This window comes from Streptomyces sp. URMC 127, assembly GCF_051386535.1.
Lineage (GTDB): Bacteria > Actinomycetota > Actinomycetes > Streptomycetales > Streptomycetaceae > Streptomyces.
On the sequence record NZ_JBPQTW010000083.1, the window covers coordinates 1 to 21258 of the forward strand.

Consider the following 21258-nt stretch of genomic DNA (forward strand, 5'->3'; position numbering starts at 1 on the left):
CGACGGGCGCGCCGCGCAGCACGGCGAGCGCCTCGTCGCGGGCGGTGGCGGCGACGAGGTCGCCGAGCGGAACGCCGGCGGCCTCGCACAACCGCAGGGCCTCCAGCCCCGTGTTGGCGGAGGCGACGGCGGCCGCCAGCTCGTCGCCGGCACCCCCGTGCCGGGCCAGCTCCGCGAGGAACCCCTTGTCGACCTGGGAGCGCCCCGAGTGCAGGTCGAGGTGGCCCGCCGCCAGCTTCGAGAGCTTGGCGAAGCCGCCCGCGACGGTGAGCCGGTCCACCGGATGCCGGCGGATGTACTTGAGCACCGCCCCCGCGAAGTCGCCCATGTCCAGCAGGGCGTCCTCCGGCAGGCCGTGCACCGCGACCGCGACCTTCTCGGACGTCGACCCCGTACAGCCCGCGACGTGGCGGCGGCCCGCCGCGCGGGCGACGTCCACGCCGCGCCGGATGCTGTCGATCCAGGCGGAGCACGAGTACGGCACGACGATGCCCGTGGTGCCGAGGATGGAGATGCCGCCGAGGATCCCGAGCCGGGGGTTCCAGGTGGAGCGGGCGATCTCCGCGCCGTGGTCGACCGAGATCTCGATCTCGACGTCGCCCGAGCCGCCGTGCCGGGCGGCGACCTCGGCGACGTGGTCGCGCATCATCTGCCGGGGCACGGGGTTGACGGCGGGTTCGCCGACGTCCAGGGGCAGCCCGGGGCGGGTGACGGTGCCCACGCCGGGCCCGGCCCGGAAGACGACTCCCGAACCCGGCGGCAGCGCCCGTACCGTCGAGCGGACCAGCGCGCCGTGCGTGACGTCCGGATCGTCACCGGCGTCCTTGACGATGCCGGCCATGGCGGAGGGACCGCGGTCCCCGGACTCCAGCCGCTCCGCGGCGAGTGCGAACGCGGGGGTCTGCCCCTTGGGCAGGGTGATGGTGACGGGGTCGGGGAACTCGCCGGTGAGGAGCGCCGTGTACGCGGCGGTGGTGGCGGCGGTGGCGCACGCGCCGGTGGTCCAGCCGTGGCGGAGGCCGGTGTGCTGTAGCTGGGCGGCGCGCCCGCCGACGGCGTTGCCGGCGGAGCCGGAGCCGGCACCGGCACCTGCACCGATGGCGGTGCCGGTCATGGCAGCCACCGGCCGTAGTCTGAGCGGAAAGACCCGGACGAACCCGCAGGGGAAAGTCCGGGCAATCCCTGCAAACCCAGCAAACCCGAACCAAGCCGCACAGAAAGGCCCCCCGTGATCGACCGCCGCCGCCCCCACATCCTCATCCTGGGTGGCACGACCGAGGCCCGCAGGCTGGCAGGCGAGCTCGACGCGAACCCCGGGCTGCAGGTGACGACCTCGCTGGCCGGGCGCGTGGCGGAGCCCCGGCTGCCGGCGGGCGAGGTCCGCATCGGAGGGTTCGGAGGCCCGGGCGGCCTCGCCCGGTGGCTGCGCGAGCAGCAGGTGGACGCGCTCATCGACGCCACCCATCCTTTCGCCGGCACGATCAGTTTCAACGCGGCGGAGGCCGCCGCGGCCACCGGCGTTCCGCTGCTGGCCGTGCGCCGCCCCGGCTGGGAGCCGGGCCCGGGCGACCGCTGGCACCCGGTCGCCTCCCTGGCGGAAGCCGCCGGGCTGCTGCCCGCGCTGGGGGAGCGCGCGTTCCTGACCACGGGCCGGATGGGCCTGGCGGCCTTCGCACACCTTGAGGATATGTGGTTCCTCGTCCGCTCCGTGGACGCCCCCGGGCCGCCGGCCCCGCCCCGCATGGAAGTCCTCCTGGACCGGGGCCCGTTCACCCTCGAAGGCGAGCGCGAGCTGCTGCGCCGCCACCGGATCGACGTCCTCGTGACGAAGGACAGCGGGGCGGCGGCGACCTCGGCCAAACTGACCGCGGCCCGCGAGGCGGACGTTCCGGTCGTGGTCGTCCGCCGCCCCCCGGCCCCGGAGGGCGTACCGGTGGCCGCGAGCCCGGCGGAGGCCCACGCGTGGCTGCGCCGGCGGTTCCAGGACGCCTGAGCCGCGTCCGGCACCGCCGGTCACGTACGCGTGGGTTGCCCGCCGCCGGACCGGTCGTCACTCCCGCGGCGTCACTCCCGCAACGTCACTCCTGAGCTGCCCCCTCCGGATACCTCCGCGGCGTCCACACGACCCTCTTCGGCGAGCCCTCCGCCGTCCGCTCCGCCACCCGCGTCTGCGTCGAGCCGACGAGCAGGATCGTGCGCATGTCGACCTCGGCCGGGTCGAGTTCCCCGAGGGGGACGATGCGGACGGACTCCGAGGGGCCGCCCACGTCGCGGGCGACGACCACCGGGGTGTCCGGGGCGCGGTGCTCCAGCAGCAGGTCGCGGGCCTTGCCGACCTGCCAGACCCGGCTGCGGGAGCCGGGGTTGTACAGGGCCAGGACGAGGTCCGCGGCGGCGGCGGAGCGCAGCCGTCCGGCGATGACCTCCCACGGCTTGAGCCGGTCGGAGAGGGAGACCACCGCGTAGTCGTGGCCCAGCGGGGCGCCCGCGCGGGAGGCGGCCGCGTGGGCCGCCGTCATGCCGGGCACCACCCGTACCGGGATGCCGCGGTACGGGTCCTCGGAGGCCACTTCCAGGACGGCCGTGGCCATGGCGAAGACGCCGGGGTCGCCCGAGGAGACGACGGCGACCCGCCGCCCCTGCCGGGCGAGGTCCAGCGCGAACTCGGCGCGTTCGGACTCCACCTTGTTGTCGGAGGCGTGGCGGCGCTGACCGGGGCGGGCGGGCACCCGGTCCACGTACGTGCTGTAGCCGACGAGGTCCTGCGCGGCCGCCAGCTCGCCGCGCGCTTCGGGGGTGAGCCACAGCGGGCCCGCCGGGCCGAGCCCGACGACCACGACCTCACCCCGCCCGGCGCCGGATGCGGCATCCGACGACGCGCCGGGCGCCGCATCCGCCGCCGCACCGGACTCCCCACCCGGCCCCGCACCGACACGGCTCGGCAGCACGGCCACCGAGAAGTACGGAACCGACGCGGGGTCGACGTCCGCGAGCCGCCCCGTGCGCTCGCCGCTCATCGTCGCGCGCTCGACGTACCGCGCGTCGTCCAGCCGGCCCGAGCGCTCCAGCGCGCCCCGTACCGCGGGGAAGGTCCGGCCGAGCTTCATGACCACGGCCGAGTCGGTGGAGGCGAGCCGCGCCGCGAGCTCCTCCTCGGGCAGCGTGCCCGGCAGGATCGTGAGGACCTCCTCGCCTTCGACGAGAGGCTCGCCCAGGCGCGCCGCCGCCGCGCTGACCGACGTCACACCCGGCACGACCTCGGTGGGGTAGCGGCCGGCGAGGCGCTTGTGCATGTGCATGTAGGAGCTGTAGAAGAGCGGGTCGCCCTCCGCGAGGACGGCCACCGTGCGCCCGGCGTCCAGGTGCGCGGCGAGCCGCGCCGCGGCCTCCTCGTAGAACTCCTCCATCGCGCCCCGGTAGCCGCCGGGGTGGTCCGTCGTCTCCGTCGTGACCGGGTAGACCAGGCGCTCCTCGATGTGGCCGGGCCGCAGGTGGCGTTCGGCGATGGAGCGCGCGATGGAGCGGCCGTGCCGGGCGCTGTGGTACGCGACGACGTCCGCCGCCGCGATGACCTCGACGGCCCGTACGGTCATCAGCGACGGGTCGCCGGGGCCGAGCCCCACTCCGTACAGCCGGCCGCCGGTCATGGGCTTGTCGCTCACTCTTCCTCGCTCGCTATCGCGTTGATCGCGGCCGCGGCCATGGCGCTGCCGCCCCGCCGCCCCCGCACCACCAGGTACTCCAGCCCCAGCGGGCTGCCGGCCAGGGCGTCCTTGGACTCGGCGGCGCCGATGAAGCCGACCGGTATGCCGAGCACGGCGGCCGGCCGCGGCGCGCCCTCGGCCACCATCTCCAGCAGCCGGAAGAGCGCGGTGGGCGCGTTGCCGACGGCCACGACGGCGCCGTCCAGCTTGTCGCGCCACAGCTCCAGGGCCGCGGCGCTGCGGGTCGTGCCCATGCGCGCGGCCAGCCCGGCGACCGCCGGGTCGGCGAGCGTGCACAGCACCTCGTTGTCCGCGGGCAGGCGCTTGCGGGTGACGCCGCTGGCGACCATGTTCGCGTCGCACAGGACCGGCGCCCCCGCCAGGAGCGCGGCGCGCGCCGCGGCCACGACGCCGGGGGAGTACGCGAGGTCCTTGACGAGGTCAGTCATCCCGCAGGCGTGGATCATGCGCACCGCGACCCGGGCGACGTCGGGCGGCAGTCCGCCGAGGTCCGCCTCGGCGCGGATGGTGGCGAAGGACTGGCGGTAGATGGACGCGCCGTCCTTGTCGTAGTCGAACACTCTTCCTCGCTCGCTATGGTGCTTCGTCTGTCCGTGCCGCAGTGTGATGCCGCAGTGTGATGCTGTGTGCCGTGCCGCTATGTCGTTGTCGCCGCCGTTGCGGCCGCCGTAGGGGCTCCCGTCTCCCTCGTGGCACGGGCCGCCGACACCGCACCGGCCAGGCCGCCGGGCGTGACCCTGCGGGGCGGGCCGTCCGCCTCGCCGCCTCCCCGCAGGGAGACCTCGTAGCCGTCGCCCGTCGCCAGGACGTCGACCCACGGGCCGCCTCCGGGGTGCCCGCAACGCCGCTCGCACCCGGACCAGTAGACCGGGAGCGCCGCCGCACCGGCAGCCTGCCCGTCCGCGAGGCAGGCCGCCGCGTCCGCCCGCACGTCGGCGAGGGACTTGGCGCATCCGGGGCGCCCGGCGCACGCTCCGGCGCGGTGCCAGGCGGAGTCCGCGGCGGTGACGAAGCCCGCGCCGGCGAGCTCCGCCAGCAGGCCGGGAGCCTCCTGAGCGGGGAGCCCGGGGATGACGAGGCCGCGCCAGGGCGTCACCCGGAGCTCTTGCTTCCCCCACTGCGCGGCCAAGCCGCTGACGACCCGCCACTGCCTGCTGGTCAGCCGGCCCAGCGGCGCCGTCACCGACAGGGCGCAGAGCCCGTCCGGGCACGTCAGGAGGCCCGGAACGGGCGGGTCGCCCAGGGGGATCCGGGGCGAGGGGAGCGGCGTGGAGGCGATGCCCTGCGCCGCGAGCCGCTGCGCGAGCCGGCCGGCGGAAGGCCGCTGCCCGGCGGGCAGCTCCCGTACGCGCCACGCCCCGCTTCCGGAGTCCTCCCGGGCCGCCAGGAACTCCGCCGCCGCCAGCGCGGCCGCGCGCGGTGCGTCAGCGGCGGCGACGCGCAGGCCGGGGCCGGTGGTGCCGAAGCACACGTCGGCCCGCCCGGCGCCGCTTGCGATCAATGTCACATCGGGCCGCAGGGCCACGATGTCGCCCCGCCCGTCGTCCAGTCCGAAGAGGAATCTTCCGGAGAGCGGTGTGAGATCGCTGCCGGTGCCCTCGGAGCAGAGCAGTTCATCCAGTTCACGGGCCCAGCCCTGGACATCGGCCGGTGCGGTCCCCGGGACCGGAGCGGAATCCGGAGTCCAGCCGTCCACGCCGCACAGCGGCGAGGCCGCCACATTGCGGATCCGGTCGTGCCGGTCCGACGGCAGCAGGCCGAGCCGCCGCAGGCGCCCGGCGACCGTGCCGCCGCAGCCGTCGGCGAGGCCCCGCAGCTGAACGTTGCCGCGCGAGGTGAGGTCGAGGTGCCCGTCCCCCAGCTCCTCCGCGATCCCGGCCAGCCCCAGCGCCTGACGGGACGTCAACAACCCGCCGGGCAGCCGGATCCGGGCCAGCGCCCCGTCGTCCGCGGTGTGCAGCCGCAGCGCGCCGGGGCAGGCGTCGCCCCGCTCGCGGACGGGCCCCGCGGAGGGCGCGCCGGCACCGGGGCCGGCCCGGTCCGGGAGGGGGGCGGGGGTGGTGGACATGGCGGCGAGCATACCGACGCCCCCGCCCGGCGCACGGCCCCGTACCGCACGCCCCGCAGACTCCCGTACCGCCGCCTGCCTGGGCTTTACTATGCTCCACGGGGGGACGGTGCCCGCTTGCGCGAGCGCCGCTCCACCCAACGCCAGCGACGGCGACAGGGGAGGAAGCCGGTGAGACTCCGGCACGGTCCCGCCACTGTGAGCCCGGCACTCCCGCCGGGCGAGTCAGGAACTCCCGCCGTCCTCCACCCGCCCGGGGCGCGGACCCCGAGGAAGGCTTGCCGCCGCATGCGCACATTCCGGTGCCGGGCACCCCGGGCGACCCACGATGCCCTGGGGAGCGCCGCGTGATCCTTCTCCTGTCGACGTCCGACACCGACCTGCTCAGCGCCCGCGCGGCAGCAGCTCAGGGCGGCCCGGTCCCGTACCGGCTCGCCAATCCCGCCCGGCTCGCCCTCGACGACCTGCCCGGGCTCCTGGAGGGCACCGACCTCGTCGTCGTGCGCCTCCTCGGCGGCATCCGCGCCTGGCAGGAGGGCCTGGACCTGCTGCTCGCCGGCGACCGCCCGGTCGTCGTCCTCACCGGCGAACAGGCGCCCGACGCCCAGCTGATGGAGGCCTCCACCGTCCCCGTCGGCATCGCCGCCGAGGCCCACGCCTACCTCGCCCACGGCGGCCCGGCCAACCTCGAGCAGCTGGCCCGCTTCCTCTCCGACACCGTGCTGCTCACCGGCCACGGCTTCGAGCCCCCCGCCGCGGCCCCCGCCTGGGGCGAGCTGGAGCGCACCCCCAAGGCCGGCGCGGCCGGGCCGCTCGTCGCGGTGCTCTACTACCGCGCGCACCACATGAGCGGCAACACGGCCTTCGTCGAGGCCCTCTGCGGGGCGATCGAGGACGCCGGGGGCCGCGCCCTGCCGCTGTACGTGGCCTCGCTGCGCGCCCCCGAGCCCGAGCTGATCGACGCCCTGCGCGGCGCCGACGCCGTCGTCACCACCGTCCTCGCCGCGGGCGGCACCAAGCCCGCCGAAGCCTCCGCCGGCGGCGACGACGAGTCGTGGGACGCCGGCGCGCTCGCCGCCCTCGACGTGCCGATCCTGCAGGCCCTGTGCCTGACCGGCCCGCGCAGCGCCTGGGAGGAGAACGACGAGGGCCTCTCGCCGCTCGACGCCGCCACCCAGGTCGCCGTGCCCGAGTTCGACGGCCGCATCATCACCGTCCCGTTCTCCTTCAAGGAGGTCGACGAGGACGGCCTGCCCGCCTACGTGGCCGACCCCGAGCGCGCCGCCCGCGTCGCCGGCATCGCCGTCCGCCACGCCCTGCTGCGCCACGTCCCCGCCGCCGAGAAGCGGATCGCGCTCGTCCTGTCCGCGTATCCCACCAAACACTCCCGCATCGGCAACGCCGTCGGCCTCGACACCCCCGCCAGCGCCGTCGCGCTCCTGCGCCGGCTGCGCGAGGAGGGCTACGACTTCGGCGCCGAGGAGGTGCCGGGCCTGGCGTCCGGCGACGGCGACGAGCTCATCTACGCCCTCATCGAGGCCGGCGGCCACGACCAGGACTGGCTCACCGAGGAGCAGCTCGCCCGCAACCCCGTCCGCATCCCGGCGGCCGACTACAAGCGCTGGTACGCCCAGCTGCCGCAGGAGCTGCGCGAGTCCGTCGAGGAGCACTGGGGCCCGGCCCCCGGCGAGATGTTCCTCGACCGCAGCCGCAACCCCGAAGGCGACATCGTCCTCGCCGCCCTGCGCCGCGGCAACCTGCTGATCCTCATCCAGCCGCCGCGCGGCTTCGGCGAGAACCCCATCGCCATCTACCACGACCCGGACCTGCCGCCCTCGCACCACTACCTCGCCGCGTACCGCTGGATCGCGGCCGCCCGCGAGGACGGCGGCTTCGGCGCCCACGCCATGGTGCACCTCGGCAAGCACGGCAACCTGGAGTGGCTGCCCGGCAAGAACGCGGGCCTCTCCGCCGCCTGCGGCCCCGACGCCGCGCTCGGCGACCTCCCGCTCGTCTACCCCTTCCTCGTCAACGACCCCGGCGAGGGCACGCAGGCCAAGCGCCGCGCCCACGCCACGCTCGTCGACCACCTCGTGCCGCCGATGGCCCGTGCCGAGTCGTACGGCGACATCACGCGCCTCGAACAGCTCCTCGACGAGTACGCGCAGATCTCCGCCATGGACCCGGCCAAGCTGCCGGCGATCCGCGCCCAGATCTGGACCCTCATCCAGGCCGCCAAGCTCGACCACGACCTGGGCATGGACGAGCGGCCGGACGACGACGGCTTCGACGACTTCCTGCTGCACGTCGACGGCTGGCTGTGCGAGGTCAAGGACGCCCAGATCCGCGACGGCCTGCACGTGCTGGGCTCCGCCCCGGTCGGCGCCGATCGCGTGAACCTGGTCCTGTCGATCCTGCGCGCCCGCCAGATCTGGGGCGGCAAGTCGGCCCTGCCGGGCCTGCGCGAGGCGCTGGGCCTGGACGAGTCGGCGGCGACGCGCACCACCGCGGACGCGGCGGAGGCGGAGGCCCGGGCCCTCGTGGAGGCGATGGAGGCGGCAAACTGGGACCCGGCAGCGGTCGCCACTGTTGTGGGCGATCGTCCCGCAGGGCGGGACGGGTGGGCACAACCCCTGGTGCCGGGCACCGATCCCGTAAACGCCGACCCCGTCGCCGCGATCCTGACCTTCGCGGCAAGCGAAGTCGTCCCCCGCCTGGCAGGCACGACAGCCGAACTCGACAACGCCCTAAGGGCGTTGGAGGGCCGCTTCGTCCCCGCCGGCCCCTCCGGCTCCCCCCTCCGCGGCCTCGTCAACGTCCTCCCGACCGGCCGCAACTTCTACTCCGTCGACCCCAAGGCCGTTCCCAGCCGCCTCGCGTGGGAGACCGGCCAGGCCCTGGCCGACTCCCTCCTGGAGCGCTACCGCACCGACAACGGCGAGTGGCCGCAGTCGGTCGGCCTGTCCCTGTGGGGCACGAGCGCGATGCGCACGGCGGGCGACGACGTGGCGGAGGCCCTGGCGCTGCTGGGCGTCCGGCCGGTGTGGGACGAGGCGTCGAGGCGGGTGACGGGGCTCGAAGCCGTCACTCCTGGGGAGCTCGGCCGTCCCCGCATCGACGTCACCCTCCGCATCAGCGGCTTCTTCCGCGACGCCTTCCCGCACGTGATCGGCCTCCTGGACGACGCGGTCCGGCTCGTGGCCTCCCTGGACGAGGCGCCGGAGGACAACTACGTCCGCGCCCACGCCCAGGCGGACCTCGCCGCGCACGGCGACGAACGCCGCGCGACCACCCGCATCTTCGGCTCCCGTCCGGGCACGTACGGCGCCGGCCTGCTCCAGCTGATCGACAGCCGCGACTGGCGCACCGACGCCGACCTCGCCGAGGTCTACACCGTCTGGGGCGGCTACGCCTACGGCCGCGGCCTCGAAGGCCGCCCGGCCCGGGAGGAGATGGAGACGGCGTACAAGCGCATCGCGGTCGCGGCCAAGAACACGGACACCCGCGAGCACGACATCGCCGACTCCGACGACTACTTCCAGTACCACGGCGGCATGGTCGCCACGGTCAAGGCGCTGCGGGGCAGGGCGCCGGAGGCGTACATCGGCGACTCCACCCGCCCGGAGACGATCCGCACCCGCACCCTGGTCGAGGAGACGTCCCGCGTCTTCCGCGCCCGCGTGGTCAACCCGCGCTGGATCGAGGCCATGCGCCGCCACGGCTACAAGGGCGCCTTCGAACTCGCGGCGACCGTGGACTACTTGTTCGGCTACGACGCCACGACCGGCGTCGTCGCGGACTGGATGTACGACAAGCTCGCCCAGACGTACGTCCTGGACCCGGAGAACCGCGCCTTCCTGCAGGAGGCCAACCCCTGGGCCCTGCACGGCATCTCCGAGCGCCTCCTGGAGGCGGAGAGCCGCGGCATGTGGGCCAAGCCGGACGCCGGGACGCTCGAAGCGCTGCGGCAGGTGTTCCTGGAGACCGAAGGCTCCCTGGAAGAGGGCGCCGAAGGCTAGGTTCTGCCCCATGGGCGGACGGTCGCACACGGCGGGGGAGCCGCCCGGGCACGCCCTGGGCGTCACCCTCGCCGGCCTGATCGGCGCCCCCTTGTGGGAGGCGCTGCTCGCCGAGGGCCACCGGCGCGCGCATCGCGCCGGGGACGTGCTGCTGCGGCAGGGCGACCCGGGCACGCACGCGCTCGCCCTGGCCGCCGGGGTCGTCAAGGTGACCTTCGCGGAGCGGGACGGCACCGTGCGCGTCCTGGCCTTCCGCGGCGCGGGCGACGTGGTCGGCGAGGCCGCGGTCGCCCGGGCCGGCGCGGCCCGGCTGGCCACGGTCGAGGCGATCTCCGCCTGCGCGGTCGCCGTGGTGGAGCAGCACCGCTTCCGGCGGTTCGTCGAGCGGCACGGGCTGTCGCCCGTCCTGCACGAGCACGCCCTGATCCGCCTCGGCGAGTCCGACCGGGCGCGGGCCGGTCACGGCGGGTCCTGCGAGCGGGTCGCGCAGGCGCTGCTCGCGCTCGTGGCCGCCACCGGCGAGGCCGCGGCCGCCGCCGGTTCCGGCGTCGAACTGGCCGTCACCAGGTCCGACCTCGCCCAGTACCTGGGCGTTTCCCGCAACACCGTCAGCGCCCGGCTGCGCGAGATCGGCGACGGCGTCGTCGGGGCCGGGCGCAGGAGCATCGTCGTCCACGACGTCGCCGGGCTGCGCGCCGTCGCCCGCAGCGACGCCTGACGCGTGTGACGCACGCCACGTCCGCTGTGCACGCGCGGTGCACTCCGTCCCGGCCGTTACGCCGAGCCTTGACCGTACCGGTGCCCCTGGCGGGGGGAGGGGCACCGGCCGGACCGAGGAGCGGAGTTGCCCGATGGACGACCACATGTGCTGCTGCCGGCACGCCGGCTGCGCCTGTACGAAGCCGCCCGCGCGGGAGGCGGGCAAGGGCGGTGCGGGCTGGATCGCGCTCGCCGTCGCGGCCCTCCTCGGCTGGGGGCTGCTGAACGGCGGTCACGAGCAGGGCGGTTCGCACGGCGAGCCGGTGCGCCGGCCGTCCCCGGGCGTTTCGGCCTCCGGAAGTCAGTAGGATCGTTTGGATGATCATCAGAAAACGGCTGGCAGCGGGCGCCTGCGCCCTCCTCGCCGCCCTGGCCGGGGGGATCGCGCCGGCGGACGCCGCCGACGGCCCCCCGAAGGACTCCCCGAAGGTCGAGCTGGTGCTGGACGTCAGCGGCTCGATGCGCGCCCAGGACGTGGACGGCGGCAGCCGCACCCGCATGGCGGCCGCGCAGCAGGCGTTCAACGAGGTCATCGACGCGGTCCCGGCGGGCGTACGGCTCGGCATCCGCACCCTCGGCGCCGACTACGGCGGTGACGACAAGACGCTGGGCTGCCGCGACAGCAAGCAGCTCTACCCCGTCGGGCGCGTCGACCGCACCGAGGCCAAGGCCGCCGTCGCGACGCTGCGGCCCACCGGCTGGACCCCGATCGGCTACGCCCTGCGCGGCGCCGACCAGGACCTCGGCACGGACGGCGGCACCCGCCGGATCGTCCTCATCACCGACGGCGAGGACTCCTGCGGGCAGCCCGACCCGTGCGACGTGGCCCGCGAACTCGCGGCCAAGGGCACGCACCTGACGATCGACACCCTGGGCCTGGCCCAGGACGACAAGACGCGCGAGCAGCTCAGCTGCATCGCCGAGGCCACCGGCGGCACGTACAGCACCGTGCGGCACACCAAGGAGCTGTCCGGCCGCATCAAGCAGCTCGTGCGCCGCTCCGAGACGCCCGTCGAGACCCCGAAGCCCGTCCAGGGCGCGGACTCCTGCTCCAAGGCCCCCGAGATCGGCGCCGGCCTGTGGACCGACCGCGAGACGTTCTCCGAGCACCGCTGGTACCGCGTCAAGGTGAAGCCGGGTCAGGAGCTGCGCACGTCGGTGAGCATCGGCGCGGACCGGGCCGTCGACCGTGACTACGGCGTGCTGGTGCGCGCCGTGAGCGAGGGCGGCCAGGAGCTCGTCCGCGGAGCGGAGGCCGGCAGCGGGCGGACGGACGTCGTCTCGTCCGGCCTGCGCTACCCCAACGGCCACGCCGGCGACGAGGACGAGAAGGGCAAGGAGCCGCGGACCGTCTGCCTGGAGGTCTCCAGCTCCTTCTCGGCCCCGCCGAACGTCAAGCGCGACCCGGGCCTGCCCGTCGAGCTGGCCGTCGACCTGGCAAAGGCCCCGGACGACCCCTCCGACCTGGCCGCCTTCGGCCTCGGCCGCGGCTGGGTGCTGCTGGGCGTCCTGGCCCTGACCGGGCTGATCGCAGGGCTGGTGTGGGGCTGGGTCTCCCGCTGGCGCGTCTCGGTGTGGAGGGCGAACTGATGGCACTCACCCGTACGGCCCGCGCGGCCTCGGCCGCGCTGCTCACCGCCGCCGCACTGCTCACCCCGGCCGGCGCCGCAGCCGCAGCCGTCGCCTCGTCGAGTCCGAGCGCCCCGGCCGGCGAGGACGGCGCGCCCACGGAGGCCGGGACCGGCTTCCGTACGGCCACCGTCCTCAAGCAGGGGCAGAAGGCCACGGCCGACGCCTCCACGGGCGACTACCTCTACTGGCAGTTCCCGGCGGGCGCCGGGCAGCAGCCGCAGGTGAAGGCGACCGTGAACCTGCCCGAGGCGTCCGTGCGGCACGGCTCCGCCGTCTGGCAGCTCGACGTCTACGACGGGCTGCGCCGCCGCCAGGCCTGCGCCTCGGGCGAGCCCACGAAGCGGGCCTCCGCGCAGGACGCCTCGGTGACCCTGACCTGCACGCTGCGGACCGTCCGCCCGTGGGCCGAGCGGTGGGCGAACGACCCGCTGCCCGGGGCGTACTACATCCGCCTCACGCTGACCGACGCCCCCGACCAGGATCACGGCCTGCCCGTGAAGGCCGAGGTCGAGGCGACGGCGAAGGACGCGGGCGGTGCCCGCGCCGAAGGCGGCGAGGTGGCCCCGCTGCACGCCGCGGCCGTCGAGGAGCCGGAGGACGGCTGGAACGGCAGCTGGTGGTCGGACCGCTGGGCGTGGACCGTGGGCGGCGCCGTCCTCGGCGCGCTCGCGGCCATCGGCGGCTACACGCTGACCCGCCACCCGCGGCGCCCCGCGGGGCAGTAGCGCCCCGCGCGGCCGGTGGGCAGGCGCTCCGGCGCCCCGCTCACCGGCCCGCGGGCCGCTCGCCCTCCACGGCGTCCAGGTACAGCTCCAGCAGGTCGTCCGTGAAGTAGGAGCTGTAGGAGATGTCCGGGGTGTCGCCCCCGGTGTGGTAGCCGCCGATCACGCCGATCACGGAGTAGCCGTCCTCGTCGCGGACGAGGAACGGCCCGCCCGACGTGCCGCCGACGTAGCCCGCGCAGGCGATCTCCAGGAAGTCGCCCGGGGCGTTCGGGTCGGTGCTGGTGTAGCGGTGCGTGGACGAGGAGCAGTCCAGCGGCTTGGGGTACTGGGCGTCGCTGCTGCCCGGATAGCCGATCAGCCGCACGTCGCGGTGCCGGTACCCCGGGCGGATCGCGAGCCCGAAGCCGCCGACGGCGTCCTGCACGGCCTCGCCGTCCTCGCGCTCGCCGAGCCGGACCACCGTGTAGTCCCAGCGCGCGCCGCGGTCCGTGCCGAGGTCGTAGTAGCGCTGGTCGATGTAGATGTCCTCCACGGGGAAGGCCCCGTGGGGCTTTTGCCCGTCGTGGTACTGGGGCACGAACGTCAGGTGCTTCCTGGGGTCCGGCGAGCGCAGGCAGTGGGCCGCGCTCACGGCCAGGTCCCGGTGGCGGCTGCGGACGACCGTGCCGCCGCAGAAGCGGCCGGTGCCGTGCCCGTCGGTCCAGAAGAACGTGCCCACCTGCGGCAGCCCGTCGAAGGGATGGCTGGGCGGCACGGCGCCGGGCCGCCCCCGGCCTTCCGCGCGCTGCCCCGCGGGCAGCGCGGCCGCCATGCGCTCCGGTGTCCAGTAGGCGTCGGCCTCGGCCGCGGCGCGCCGGGGCGGCCCGCCGGCGGCGGCCGCTCCCGGGCCGGGCACGGCGAGGGCCAGGAGCCCCGCCAGCACGGCGGCGGCCGGTCCGCGCAGGGGGCGGGGTCTGTGAGGTCTGGGCATGGTCGGATACCTCCTCGTGGCGAGCGTGTCATCGTCCTACGGGCGGGACCGGGGTGAACAGGCCAGGACGCGACAGGATTCACGAGGACGTGGGACACGCCGGAGCGGCGCCGGTAGCCTCGGTCCGACGGGGAGTCCGGGAGAGGTGTCACGGCCATCGGGCAGGAGTGGGCCAGTGGTTGATCCGGTGTCACTGACCGCCGTCACGACCGCGGTCACGGCCGCCGCGGGTTCGGCGGGCACGGAAGCGGGACGGCAAGTGTGGCTTTCCCTCGCCGACTTCGCCCGGCGGGCGATCGGCCGCAGGGGAGCGCGGGCGGACGACGACGGCCCGGTGCGGCTGCCCCTCGATCCAGCCGACGACGAGCAGGTCCGGTCGCTCGCCGCGCTGCTCTTCGCGCATCTGCACCAGGATCCCGAAGCGGCTGCCGAGTTCGTGCGGTGGGCGCGGGGCATGGGGCCGGCCCGGGCCGCCGGTGACAGCCAGGTCGTCAATACGGTCGGCGGCAATGCCCGCACCGGGACCGTGATCCAGGGGCGGGACATCACGTGGCACGGCCCCGCCGGGGCGCCCGCTCCGGAGGCCCCGGCGGATTGAGCCGCCGGCGCGTCAGGAGGCGATGCAGACCGGGGACGCGGCGGTGGCCGGTGCTGCGGTGGCGAGGGGTGCGACGACGACGGCGACAGCGAAGGCCGCTGCGGTGGCGCACCGTTGAATGAATTTGCGCACTGCGCTGTTCCTTGTCTTGCGATGTCGTACGGATCTGGTGGTCTATGGCCGGCGCATGCGCAGCCGTGCATGGCCATGCGGCCGCGGTGAATTTATCCGGTCACCCGGCAGGAAGGACAGCCTTAGACCGGCAGCCGCTCGTCCTTGATCAGGCACCCTGATCGAGTTGATCGAATGTGAGCGGAGTGGGTCGTGAAGGGTCGGGAAGGGGATCATTCAGTTTCTCTCTGATCCCTGCCGCCTCCCGGCGCGCCGCCCGCGCCCCGGACGCGTCCCCGCTCTGCGCGCGCAGCTCCGCCAGCGCCTCCAGGGTCTTCGCCTCCTCCAGGTGCGCGCCCGTGCGCCGGTGGATGGCCAGCGCCGCACCGAGGTGCCCGGCCGCCTTGCGCAGCCGCCCCGTCCACAGCTCCGTGAGGGCGAGCTCGCGCAGGGCGTGCGCCTCCTCGGGCGTGGCCCCGATCCGGCGCGCCAGGGTCAGGGCGGCCGACTGGTGCGCCAGCGCCTCGTCCTCGCGGCCCGCCCGGCGCAGCGCCTGCCCGAGGGTGTTGAGGGCGATCGACTCGTGGCGCCGGTCGCCCATGCCGCGGAAGGTGTCCAGGGCCTGCCGGCACAGGGCCAGCGGGTGCTGCACGTCCTGGGAGTCCAGGAGCACCCGCGCCAGGTTCATCTCCACCGTCGCCCGGTACCAGCGGTTCCCGCTCGCCTTGGCCAGGGCGAGCGCCTGCGCGTACGAGCGCGTCGCCCGCTCCCGGTTGCCGAGGAGGGTGTGGATCTCGCCGAGGTTGTTCAGGATCTGGCACTGCCCGCGCCGGTCGTCGACCCGGCGGAAGCGCGAGAGGGCGTCGAGGAAGCACTCGACGGCCTCGTGGTGGCGGCCCACGTCCAGCAGCATGATGCCCAGGTTGTTCAGGCAGCGGGCCTGCTGCAGCCGGTTGCCGGTGCGCATGAGCAGCGACAGCGCCTCCCGCTGGAAGGCCTGCGCCTCGTGGCTGCGGGCCGTGTACGCGTACGGCAGCGCGAGCCGCTGCAGCGCCTCCGGCTCGCACTCCGCGTCCCCGGAGGCCCGCGCCAGGCGCAGCGCCTCGTCCGCGTGCCGGATCGCCTCCTCGTAGTGGGCCCCGTTGGTGCACACGACGCTCAAGTCCGTCAGGGCCCGGGCGCGCGCCCGGTCGTTCGCCTCCCGCTGCCAGTGCGCCGCGGCGGCCCGGTGCGCCGCTTCGGCGACGCCCCACAGGCCCTCGGCCTCCAGGTGGCCGCCGAGGGCGTGCGCCAGCAGTGCGGCCCGGCGGCCGGATCCCTCCCGGCGGCAGTAGTCCAGGGCCGCCAGCAGGTTCGCGCTCTCCGTCGCGAACCACTCCTGCGGCCCCACCGGGTCGAGCCACACCGGGGCCTCCGCGGGCGGGCGCTCCGGGGTGACGGCCGTACGGATGCGGTGCGGGTACAGCATCCGGTCGGCCCGGTCGGCGCAGTCCAGGTAGAAGTCGAGCAGCCGCCGCAGGGCCGCGCCGTCCTCCGCGTCGTCCGGCCCTGCGCTCCCCGCGGCGCGGGCCGTGAGGCCGCGCGCGTATTCGCGCAGGAGGTCGTGGATGCGGTAGCGGTGGGGCGTGGGCTCCTGCAACAGGTGGCAGTTGAGCAGGTCCTCCAGAGCCCGTTCGGTGTCGTCGAGCGAGAGGCCGGTGAGCGCGGCCGCCGCGTACGCGCCGAACTCGGCCCCGATGTGCAGGCTGAGCCTGCGGAAGACGGTCTGCTGGAGGCCGGTCAGGGACCGGTAGGAGAAGTCGAAGGTGCGGGCCAGGTCGCGGTGGCCGTCGCGGATCTCCGGGAGCCGCTCGCTGCGGGCGAGACGGGTCACCAGGTCGCGGGTGGTCCAGGAGCCGTGCGTAAGGAAGCGGCTCGCGACGATCTCGATGGCGAGCGGCAGGTGGCCGCACAACCGGACGATCTCCGCCGTGTCCTTGGAGTCCCCCTCGTCCTCCGGCTCGCGGTGCCCCACCCGGTCCCGGAAGAGGGCGACCGCCTCGGCCCGGGACAGCACGTCCAGGGAGACGGGGCGCACGCCCGGCAGGCCGGCCAGCCGGCGCCGGCTGGTGATGATGACCTGGCTGGGCGTGGCGCCCGGCAGCAGCGGCTGGATCTGCTCCGGCCCCGCCGCGTCGTCCAGGATCACGACGGCGCGCCGGTCGGCGAGCATCGTGCGCCACAGCGAGGACAGTTCGTCGAGCGTACGGGGCAGGCCGGTGGCCGGCACGCCCAGCAGCCGCAGGAGCCGGCCCAGGGCGTCCTCCGGCTCCATGGGCTCCTGGAAGGTCGCGTGGGCCCGCAGGTTGAGGTAGATGCGCCCGTCCGGGAAGCGCTCGCGCAGCTCGTGGGCGAGGTGCACCGCGAGCGCCGTCTTGCCGACCCCGCCCATGCCGTCGATGGCCTCCAGGAGCACGACCGAGCGCGGACCGTCCGGCCCGGGAGCGAGCGCGGTGGACAGCCGGCGCAGCTCCTCGGCGCGCCCCACCCAGGGCACGTCGTGAGGGAGGTTGTCGGGAACCGCCGCCCGCTCCCGGCCGGGCTCCGCGGAGCCGGTGCGCGGCAGCAGCTGGACGGCGGGCACGCTGTTCAGGACGCCCTGCTGGACGCGCTGGAGCTCCTCGCCCGGGTCCGTCCCGTGCTCGGTGACCAGCAGGTGCGTGACCCGGCGCAGCAGCCGGGTCGCCTCGGCGGTGCGCCCGCTGCCGTGCAGGGCCACGGCCAGGAGGGCGGCCAGGGACTCGTCGGTGGGGCAGCGCCCGGCCAGCGCGGCGAGCCCGGCGGCGGCGTCCGTGAAGTTGCCCAGCCGCATGGTGAGGACGGCGTGCGTGCGCATGGCCGCGACGCTCGCGGTCTCGGCGGTGGCCCGGACGTGCCCGGCCCACGAGCCCTGCAGCCCGGCCAGCGGTTCGCCCCGCCACAGCCGCGCCGCCTCCTCCAGCAGCCGGATCGCCTGCGCGCTGTCGCCGCTCTCCGCCAGGGCCCGCGCCTGGGCGATGAGCCCGAGGTAGCGGCGCAGGTCGACGGTCTCGGGGTCGGCTTCGAGGATGTAGGTGTGGGCGTAGGAGGTGAGGGCCGGTGCGTCCGCCCCGCCCACCTGATGCAGCGCGGAACGGATCCGGGACGCGTAGGTGTAGAGGTTCTCCCTGGCCCGCTTCGGAGGATCGTCGTCCCACACGCGGTGGACGAGCGTGTCCAGGCTGACCGGGCGGCCCACGTCGTAGGCGAGGGCCGCGAGCGTGCAGCGGGCCTTTCCGGAACCGAGGCCGCTGCGCCGTTCACCGGCCCGCAGTTCGACGGTGCCCAATAGCCGGAATTCCACCAGCGCCCCTTCCGCCGGGACGTCCCACTCGGAGGATGAGCATGACACAGCGTCAAACATCGTTACCAGATTGCGCAGGAGCGGCCGTGAAATGCCCGCTGTTCCAAGAGGTGCGGTCGAAATGGTGCGGGATGGGTAGTTCTTCGGTCAGGCATTGCCGGACGGGTACGCCATGTGCATGCGACATATCCGCCGGCGCGGAGGGGAGCGACGGACACGGTGAGAGAACGAGACCTTGCCGGCGTGCTGGCCGAGGCGCTGAGGGAAGCCGGGCCGGGCGCCGTCCCGCCGCCCGGCGGAGCGGCCTGGCAGGCGCTGCGGCGGCTGACGGGAGCCGCACGGGAGCGCGACGCCGCCCTCGCGGCCGCCTGGGCCGCGGCGGAGCGGACCGGAGCGCGGGAGAGCCTGGACGCCCTCGCCGCCGCGCTGGTGCGGCAGGATCCCCCGCTGCGGGAAGCCTTACGGGAGTGGCTCGGCGCCCACCGGTCACCGGCGGCCGCGGCCCCGTACGCCGATGCCCCGCACACCGGCGCTCCACCCGCCGGCCCCCCGCATCCCGGTGTCCCCCACGCCGGTGCCGCGCACACCAACGTCCTGCAGGGGGACGCCCGCGTCGACGGCCCCAGTCTCCAGGCCCGCGACATCCACGGCGGCGTCCACCTCCACGCCCCCGCGCCGAGACTTCCTCCGACGCCCCGTCAACTTCTCCCCGTGCCCGCCCACTTCACCGACCGCGCCGACGACCTGAACGCGCTCGACGCGCTCCGTACGAGCCCGCACGGCCGCCACGCACCCCAGCTCGTCGTCGTCAGCGGACCCGCCGGAGTCGGCAAGACCGCCCTCGTCTCCCGCTGGCTGCGCTCAGCCGCCCCCGACTTCCCCGACGGGCAGCTCTACGCGGACCTCCGCGGACACGCGGCCGGCGGCCCGGCCCTGCCCGCCGAGGCGCTGGCGGGCTTCCTGCGCGCCCTCGGCGCCCCCTCCGTCCCGGCCGCCGCGCCCGAACAGACCGCCCTGTGGCGTTCCCTCACCGCCGACCTGCGGCTGACCGTGATGCTGGACAACGCCCTGTCCGCCGCCCAGGTGCGCGCCCTGCTCCCCGCCGCCCCCGGCAGCCTCGTCGTCGTCACCAGCCGGCACCGCCTCACCGGGCTCGCCGTCGACGGAGCCGGCTTCCACCGCGTCGGCATGCTCCCGCCCGCGGCCGCCCTGGAGCTGTTCGCCCGGGCCGTCGGCGGCGACCGCGTCGAGCGGGACCGCGAGGCCGCCGGTCAAGTGGTCGCCCTCTGCGGCCGGTTGCCCCTGGCCCTGTGTCTGGCCGCCGCCCAGCTCGCCTCCCGGCCGCGGCGCCCCGTCGCGGCGCTGGCCTCCGCACTGACCCGGGGCCGCGGGCCCCTCGACGGACTGAGCGTGGAAGGAGACGCCGCGGTGCGCACCGCCCTGGACGAGTCCTACGGCTCCCTGCCCGGCGCGGCCGCCCGGGCCTACCGGGCCATGGCCCTGCTGCCCGTCCGCCAGTACGACGCCCACCTGGTCGCCGCGGCCTGCGCCGTGCCGCCCGAGGAGGCGGAGGACCTGCTGGAGCTGCTCGCGGACGTGAACCTGCTGGAGGAGACCGAGGCCGACCACTACCGCTTCCACGACCTCGTTCGCCTCCACGCCGCCCACCACGCCGAAAGCGAATGCTCAGCCGAAGACAGGGAATTGATGCTCCGTCGGTTCGTCGACTGGTGCCTCGCCTCCGCAACGGCCGCCGAGGCCCTGATCACCCCCAGCCACCGCAACCTGGCGCGCACCTACGCCTGCCTGCCCGAAGGCCCCGCGCCCTTCGGCACCGCGGACGCCGGCCTGGCCTGGCTGGACGCCCACCGCAACGACCTCATGGCCGCGGTGCGGCTCGCGGCCGCGCGGGGCTGGGACGCGAGCGCCTGGCAGCTCACGGACGCCATGTGGCCCTTGTTCCTCCGTCTGCGGCCGTACGACCTGTGGGTCGAGGCCCACGACACCGGCCTCGCGGCGGCCCGGCGGGACGGGGACCGCGCGGGCATCGGCAGGATGCTCACCTCCGGCGGCAACGGCCTGTGCAACGCGGGCCGCCCCGGCGACGCCGTCCCGTGGTTCACCGACGCCCTCGCCCTCGCCACGGAGGACGGCGACGCGCGCCAGCAGGCCCAGGCCCTGCACGGCCTCGGCAAGGCCCACCACCTGCGCGGCGCACCCGAAGCGGCCGAAGGGTTCTTCACCCGCGCCCTCGCCCTCCGCGAGACCATCGGCTACCGGCGCGGCGCGGCGCTCACCCGCATCAGCCTGGGAGAGACGGCCATGGCCCGGGGCCGCCCCCGGCAGGCGGCGGACCACCTGTCCCGGGCGTACGAGGACCTCACCGCCGGCGGGGAGACCTACGAAGCCTCCCGCGCCCTCGCCCACCTGGGACGCGCCACGGCCCTCGCCGGGGATCCGGCCACGGGGACCCGGCACCTGCGAAGAGCCCTGGCCGGCTTCGAGAGGGCCGGCTCCGTCCACTGGCAGGCCCGCACCCTGGAGATGCTCGGCCTGGTGGCCGGGGAGCGCGGCGACGCGGCGGATGCCCGCCACTGGTTCACCCGCTCCCTGGCCCTGTACGCCCCCGTCAGCCCCGCGGACGCGGCCCGTCTGAGAGCCCGTCTCTCCGGCCTGCCGGGAGAGGTTGAGCCCGGCTAGCGGGCGGAGCGGAGAGGAGGCGCCGCTGCCCGCCGCGGAGGTTGCGTGCCGAGGCGGCGGTCAATCCCCGCGGTGCGGACCGGCCGTGGCTCCCGCAGCCGGAGCGCCCCCTCGCTGCCCTCGACGACCAGCCCGGCGATCCGCTCCACCGGAAGGCCCGCCACGAGCAGGCCGTGCACGTACGAGGCGAGGACGGCGACACCGGCCTCCCCGGCGGCCGCGCACGGCCCTTGCGGCGCTCCCGGCCCGTACTCCACCGTGAGCAGTCGCCCGCCCCGCACCCCGATCACCAGGACACCGCCCGCCGCGGGTACGGCCGCGAGCAGGCAGCCCGCGTGCCGGGCGAGCAGCTTCACCGCCCGGAAGGCCGCCGCACCGGGCCCGGGCGAGGGCCGCCCGCACCGCAGCACGTCGGCGCTCCCCGCCCAGCGGGCACCGGCCCGCCCGTCCGGGTCCACGCTCCAGTGGACGTCGGCGGCCGACGGACCGCCGGGCCCGGGGCCCACCGTCCAGCACACGCCGGCCAGGAGCACCGTCGCGGTGCGGCGGCGCCCTCCCGGCCGGACGACGGCGCGCGCATGACCGGGCAT

The 21258-nt window shown here is 75.6% G+C and carries 15 protein-coding genes and 1 riboswitch; of the genes, 8 read left to right on the plus strand and 7 right to left on the minus strand.

What is annotated here, in order from left to right; all coding sequences use genetic code 11:
• A partial coding sequence (locus tag ACSNOH_RS18135) for a cobalt-precorrin-5B (C(1))-methyltransferase (RefSeq protein ID WP_436722414.1) occupies positions 1-1114 on the minus strand: 1114 nt, incomplete at its 3' end.
• Positions 1115-1228: 114 nt separating this feature from the next.
• On the opposite strand from ACSNOH_RS18135, the gene ACSNOH_RS18140 reads away from it, so the two are divergent.
• Positions 1229-1993 carry a cobalt-precorrin-6A reductase gene (locus tag ACSNOH_RS18140; protein WP_436722395.1) on the plus strand — a complete coding sequence of 255 codons (765 nt, stop codon included), beginning with the start codon at positions 1229-1231 and terminating at the stop codon, positions 1991-1993.
• An 85-nt stretch (positions 1994-2078) separates the two neighbouring features.
• Here ACSNOH_RS18140 and ACSNOH_RS18145 read toward each other — a convergent pair whose 3' ends face one another.
• The 3 genes from ACSNOH_RS18145 to ACSNOH_RS18155 all read right to left on the minus strand — a co-directional run bounded on the left by ACSNOH_RS18145 (position 2079) and on the right by ACSNOH_RS18155 (position 5793).
• Complete coding sequence (locus tag ACSNOH_RS18145) at positions 2079-3647, minus strand: precorrin-2 C(20)-methyltransferase (protein ID WP_436722415.1); 1569 nt, start codon at positions 3645-3647, stop codon at positions 2079-2081.
• Between the two features lie 11 nt (positions 3648-3658).
• A complete protein-coding gene (locus ACSNOH_RS18150) occupies positions 3659-4285 on the minus strand; it encodes a precorrin-8X methylmutase (RefSeq protein ID WP_436722396.1) in 627 nt (208 codons plus the stop codon).
• Between the two features lie 77 nt (positions 4286-4362).
• Positions 4363-5793, minus strand: a complete 1431-nt coding sequence (locus ACSNOH_RS18155; protein ID WP_436722397.1) for a cobalamin biosynthesis protein CobG — start codon at positions 5791-5793, stop codon at positions 4363-4365.
• Positions 5794-5954: 161 nt separating this feature from the next.
• A riboswitch (cobalamin riboswitch) is annotated at positions 5955-6028 on the plus strand.
• Between the two features lie 112 nt (positions 6029-6140).
• Between ACSNOH_RS18155 and cobN the strand changes: the two genes are divergently transcribed.
• The 5 genes from cobN (at position 6141) to ACSNOH_RS18180 (ending at position 12928) form a co-directional block, all read left to right on the plus strand.
• Positions 6141-9812 (plus strand): cobaltochelatase subunit CobN, encoded by a 3672-nt coding sequence (gene cobN / locus ACSNOH_RS18160; RefSeq protein WP_436722398.1) that lies wholly within the window; start codon positions 6141-6143, stop codon positions 9810-9812.
• 10 nt (positions 9813-9822) lie between these two features.
• Positions 9823-10530: a Crp/Fnr family transcriptional regulator gene (locus ACSNOH_RS18165; RefSeq protein WP_436722399.1), complete on the plus strand. Its 708-nt coding sequence runs from the start codon at positions 9823-9825 to the stop codon at positions 10528-10530.
• Positions 10531-10663: 133 nt separating this feature from the next.
• Positions 10664-10879: a hypothetical protein gene (locus ACSNOH_RS18170; protein WP_436722400.1), complete on the plus strand. Its 216-nt coding sequence runs from the start codon at positions 10664-10666 to the stop codon at positions 10877-10879.
• Between the two features lie 10 nt (positions 10880-10889).
• The gene (locus ACSNOH_RS18175; RefSeq protein WP_436722401.1) at positions 10890-12161 is read left to right on the plus strand and encodes a VWA domain-containing protein; all 1272 of its coding nucleotides are present in this window, start codon (positions 10890-10892) and stop codon (positions 12159-12161) included.
• Positions 12161-12928, plus strand: a complete 768-nt coding sequence (locus ACSNOH_RS18180) for a hypothetical protein (RefSeq protein WP_436722402.1) — start codon at positions 12161-12163, stop codon at positions 12926-12928. Before ACSNOH_RS18175 ends, ACSNOH_RS18180 begins: the two co-directional genes overlap by 1 nt.
• 40 nt (positions 12929-12968) lie before the next feature.
• Here the strand turns inward: ACSNOH_RS18180 and ACSNOH_RS18185 are convergent, their stop codons facing one another.
• A complete protein-coding gene (locus ACSNOH_RS18185; protein WP_436722403.1) occupies positions 12969-13898 on the minus strand; it encodes a trypsin-like serine peptidase in 930 nt (309 codons plus the stop codon).
• Positions 13899-14073: 175 nt separating this feature from the next.
• On the opposite strand from ACSNOH_RS18185, the gene ACSNOH_RS18190 reads away from it, so the two are divergent.
• Positions 14074-14496 carry a hypothetical protein gene (locus ACSNOH_RS18190; RefSeq protein WP_436722404.1) on the plus strand — a complete coding sequence of 141 codons (423 nt, stop codon included), beginning with the start codon at positions 14074-14076 and terminating at the stop codon, positions 14494-14496.
• Positions 14497-14776: 280 nt separating this feature from the next.
• On the opposite strand, the gene ACSNOH_RS18195 is transcribed toward ACSNOH_RS18190, so the two are convergent.
• Entirely contained in the window at positions 14777-18016 is a 3240-nt protein-coding gene (locus ACSNOH_RS18195) for a tetratricopeptide repeat protein (RefSeq protein ID WP_436722405.1), read from the minus strand.
• A 171-nt stretch (positions 18017-18187) separates the two neighbouring features.
• Between ACSNOH_RS18195 and ACSNOH_RS18200 the strand changes: the two genes are divergently transcribed.
• Positions 18188-20668 carry a tetratricopeptide repeat protein gene (locus ACSNOH_RS18200; protein WP_436722406.1) on the plus strand — a complete coding sequence of 827 codons (2481 nt, stop codon included), beginning with the start codon at positions 18188-18190 and terminating at the stop codon, positions 20666-20668.
• Here the strand turns inward: ACSNOH_RS18200 and ACSNOH_RS18205 are convergent.
• The gene (locus ACSNOH_RS18205; RefSeq protein WP_436722407.1) at positions 20665-21258 is read right to left on the minus strand and encodes a hypothetical protein; all 594 of its coding nucleotides are present in this window, start codon (positions 21256-21258) and stop codon (positions 20665-20667) included. The genes ACSNOH_RS18200 and ACSNOH_RS18205 overlap by 4 nt on opposite strands.

Bases quoted from the DNA above. Each gene is read 5' to 3' on its own strand.
- ACSNOH_RS18180 (WP_436722402.1), top strand. From the start codon at position 12,161: ATGGCACTCACCCGTACGGCCCGCGCGGCCTCGGCCGCGCTGCTCACC.
- ACSNOH_RS18170 (WP_436722400.1), top strand. From the start codon at position 10,664: ATGGACGACCACATGTGCTGCTGCCGGCACGCCGGCTGCGCCTGTACG.
- ACSNOH_RS18175 (WP_436722401.1), top strand. From the start codon at position 10,890: ATGATCATCAGAAAACGGCTGGCAGCGGGCGCCTGCGCCCTCCTCGCC.
- ACSNOH_RS18205 (WP_436722407.1), bottom strand. From the start codon at position 21,258: ATGCCCGGTCATGCGCGCGCCGTCGTCCGGCCGGGAGGGCGCCGCCGC.
- ACSNOH_RS18155 (WP_436722397.1), bottom strand. From the start codon at position 5,793: ATGTCCACCACCCCCGCCCCCCTCCCGGACCGGGCCGGCCCCGGTGCC.
- ACSNOH_RS18145 (WP_436722415.1), bottom strand. From the start codon at position 3,647: ATGACCGGCGGCCGGCTGTACGGAGTGGGGCTCGGCCCCGGCGACCCG.
- ACSNOH_RS18165 (WP_436722399.1), top strand. From the start codon at position 9,823: ATGGGCGGACGGTCGCACACGGCGGGGGAGCCGCCCGGGCACGCCCTG.
- ACSNOH_RS18185 (WP_436722403.1), bottom strand. From the start codon at position 13,898: ATGCCCAGACCTCACAGACCCCGCCCCCTGCGCGGACCGGCCGCCGCC.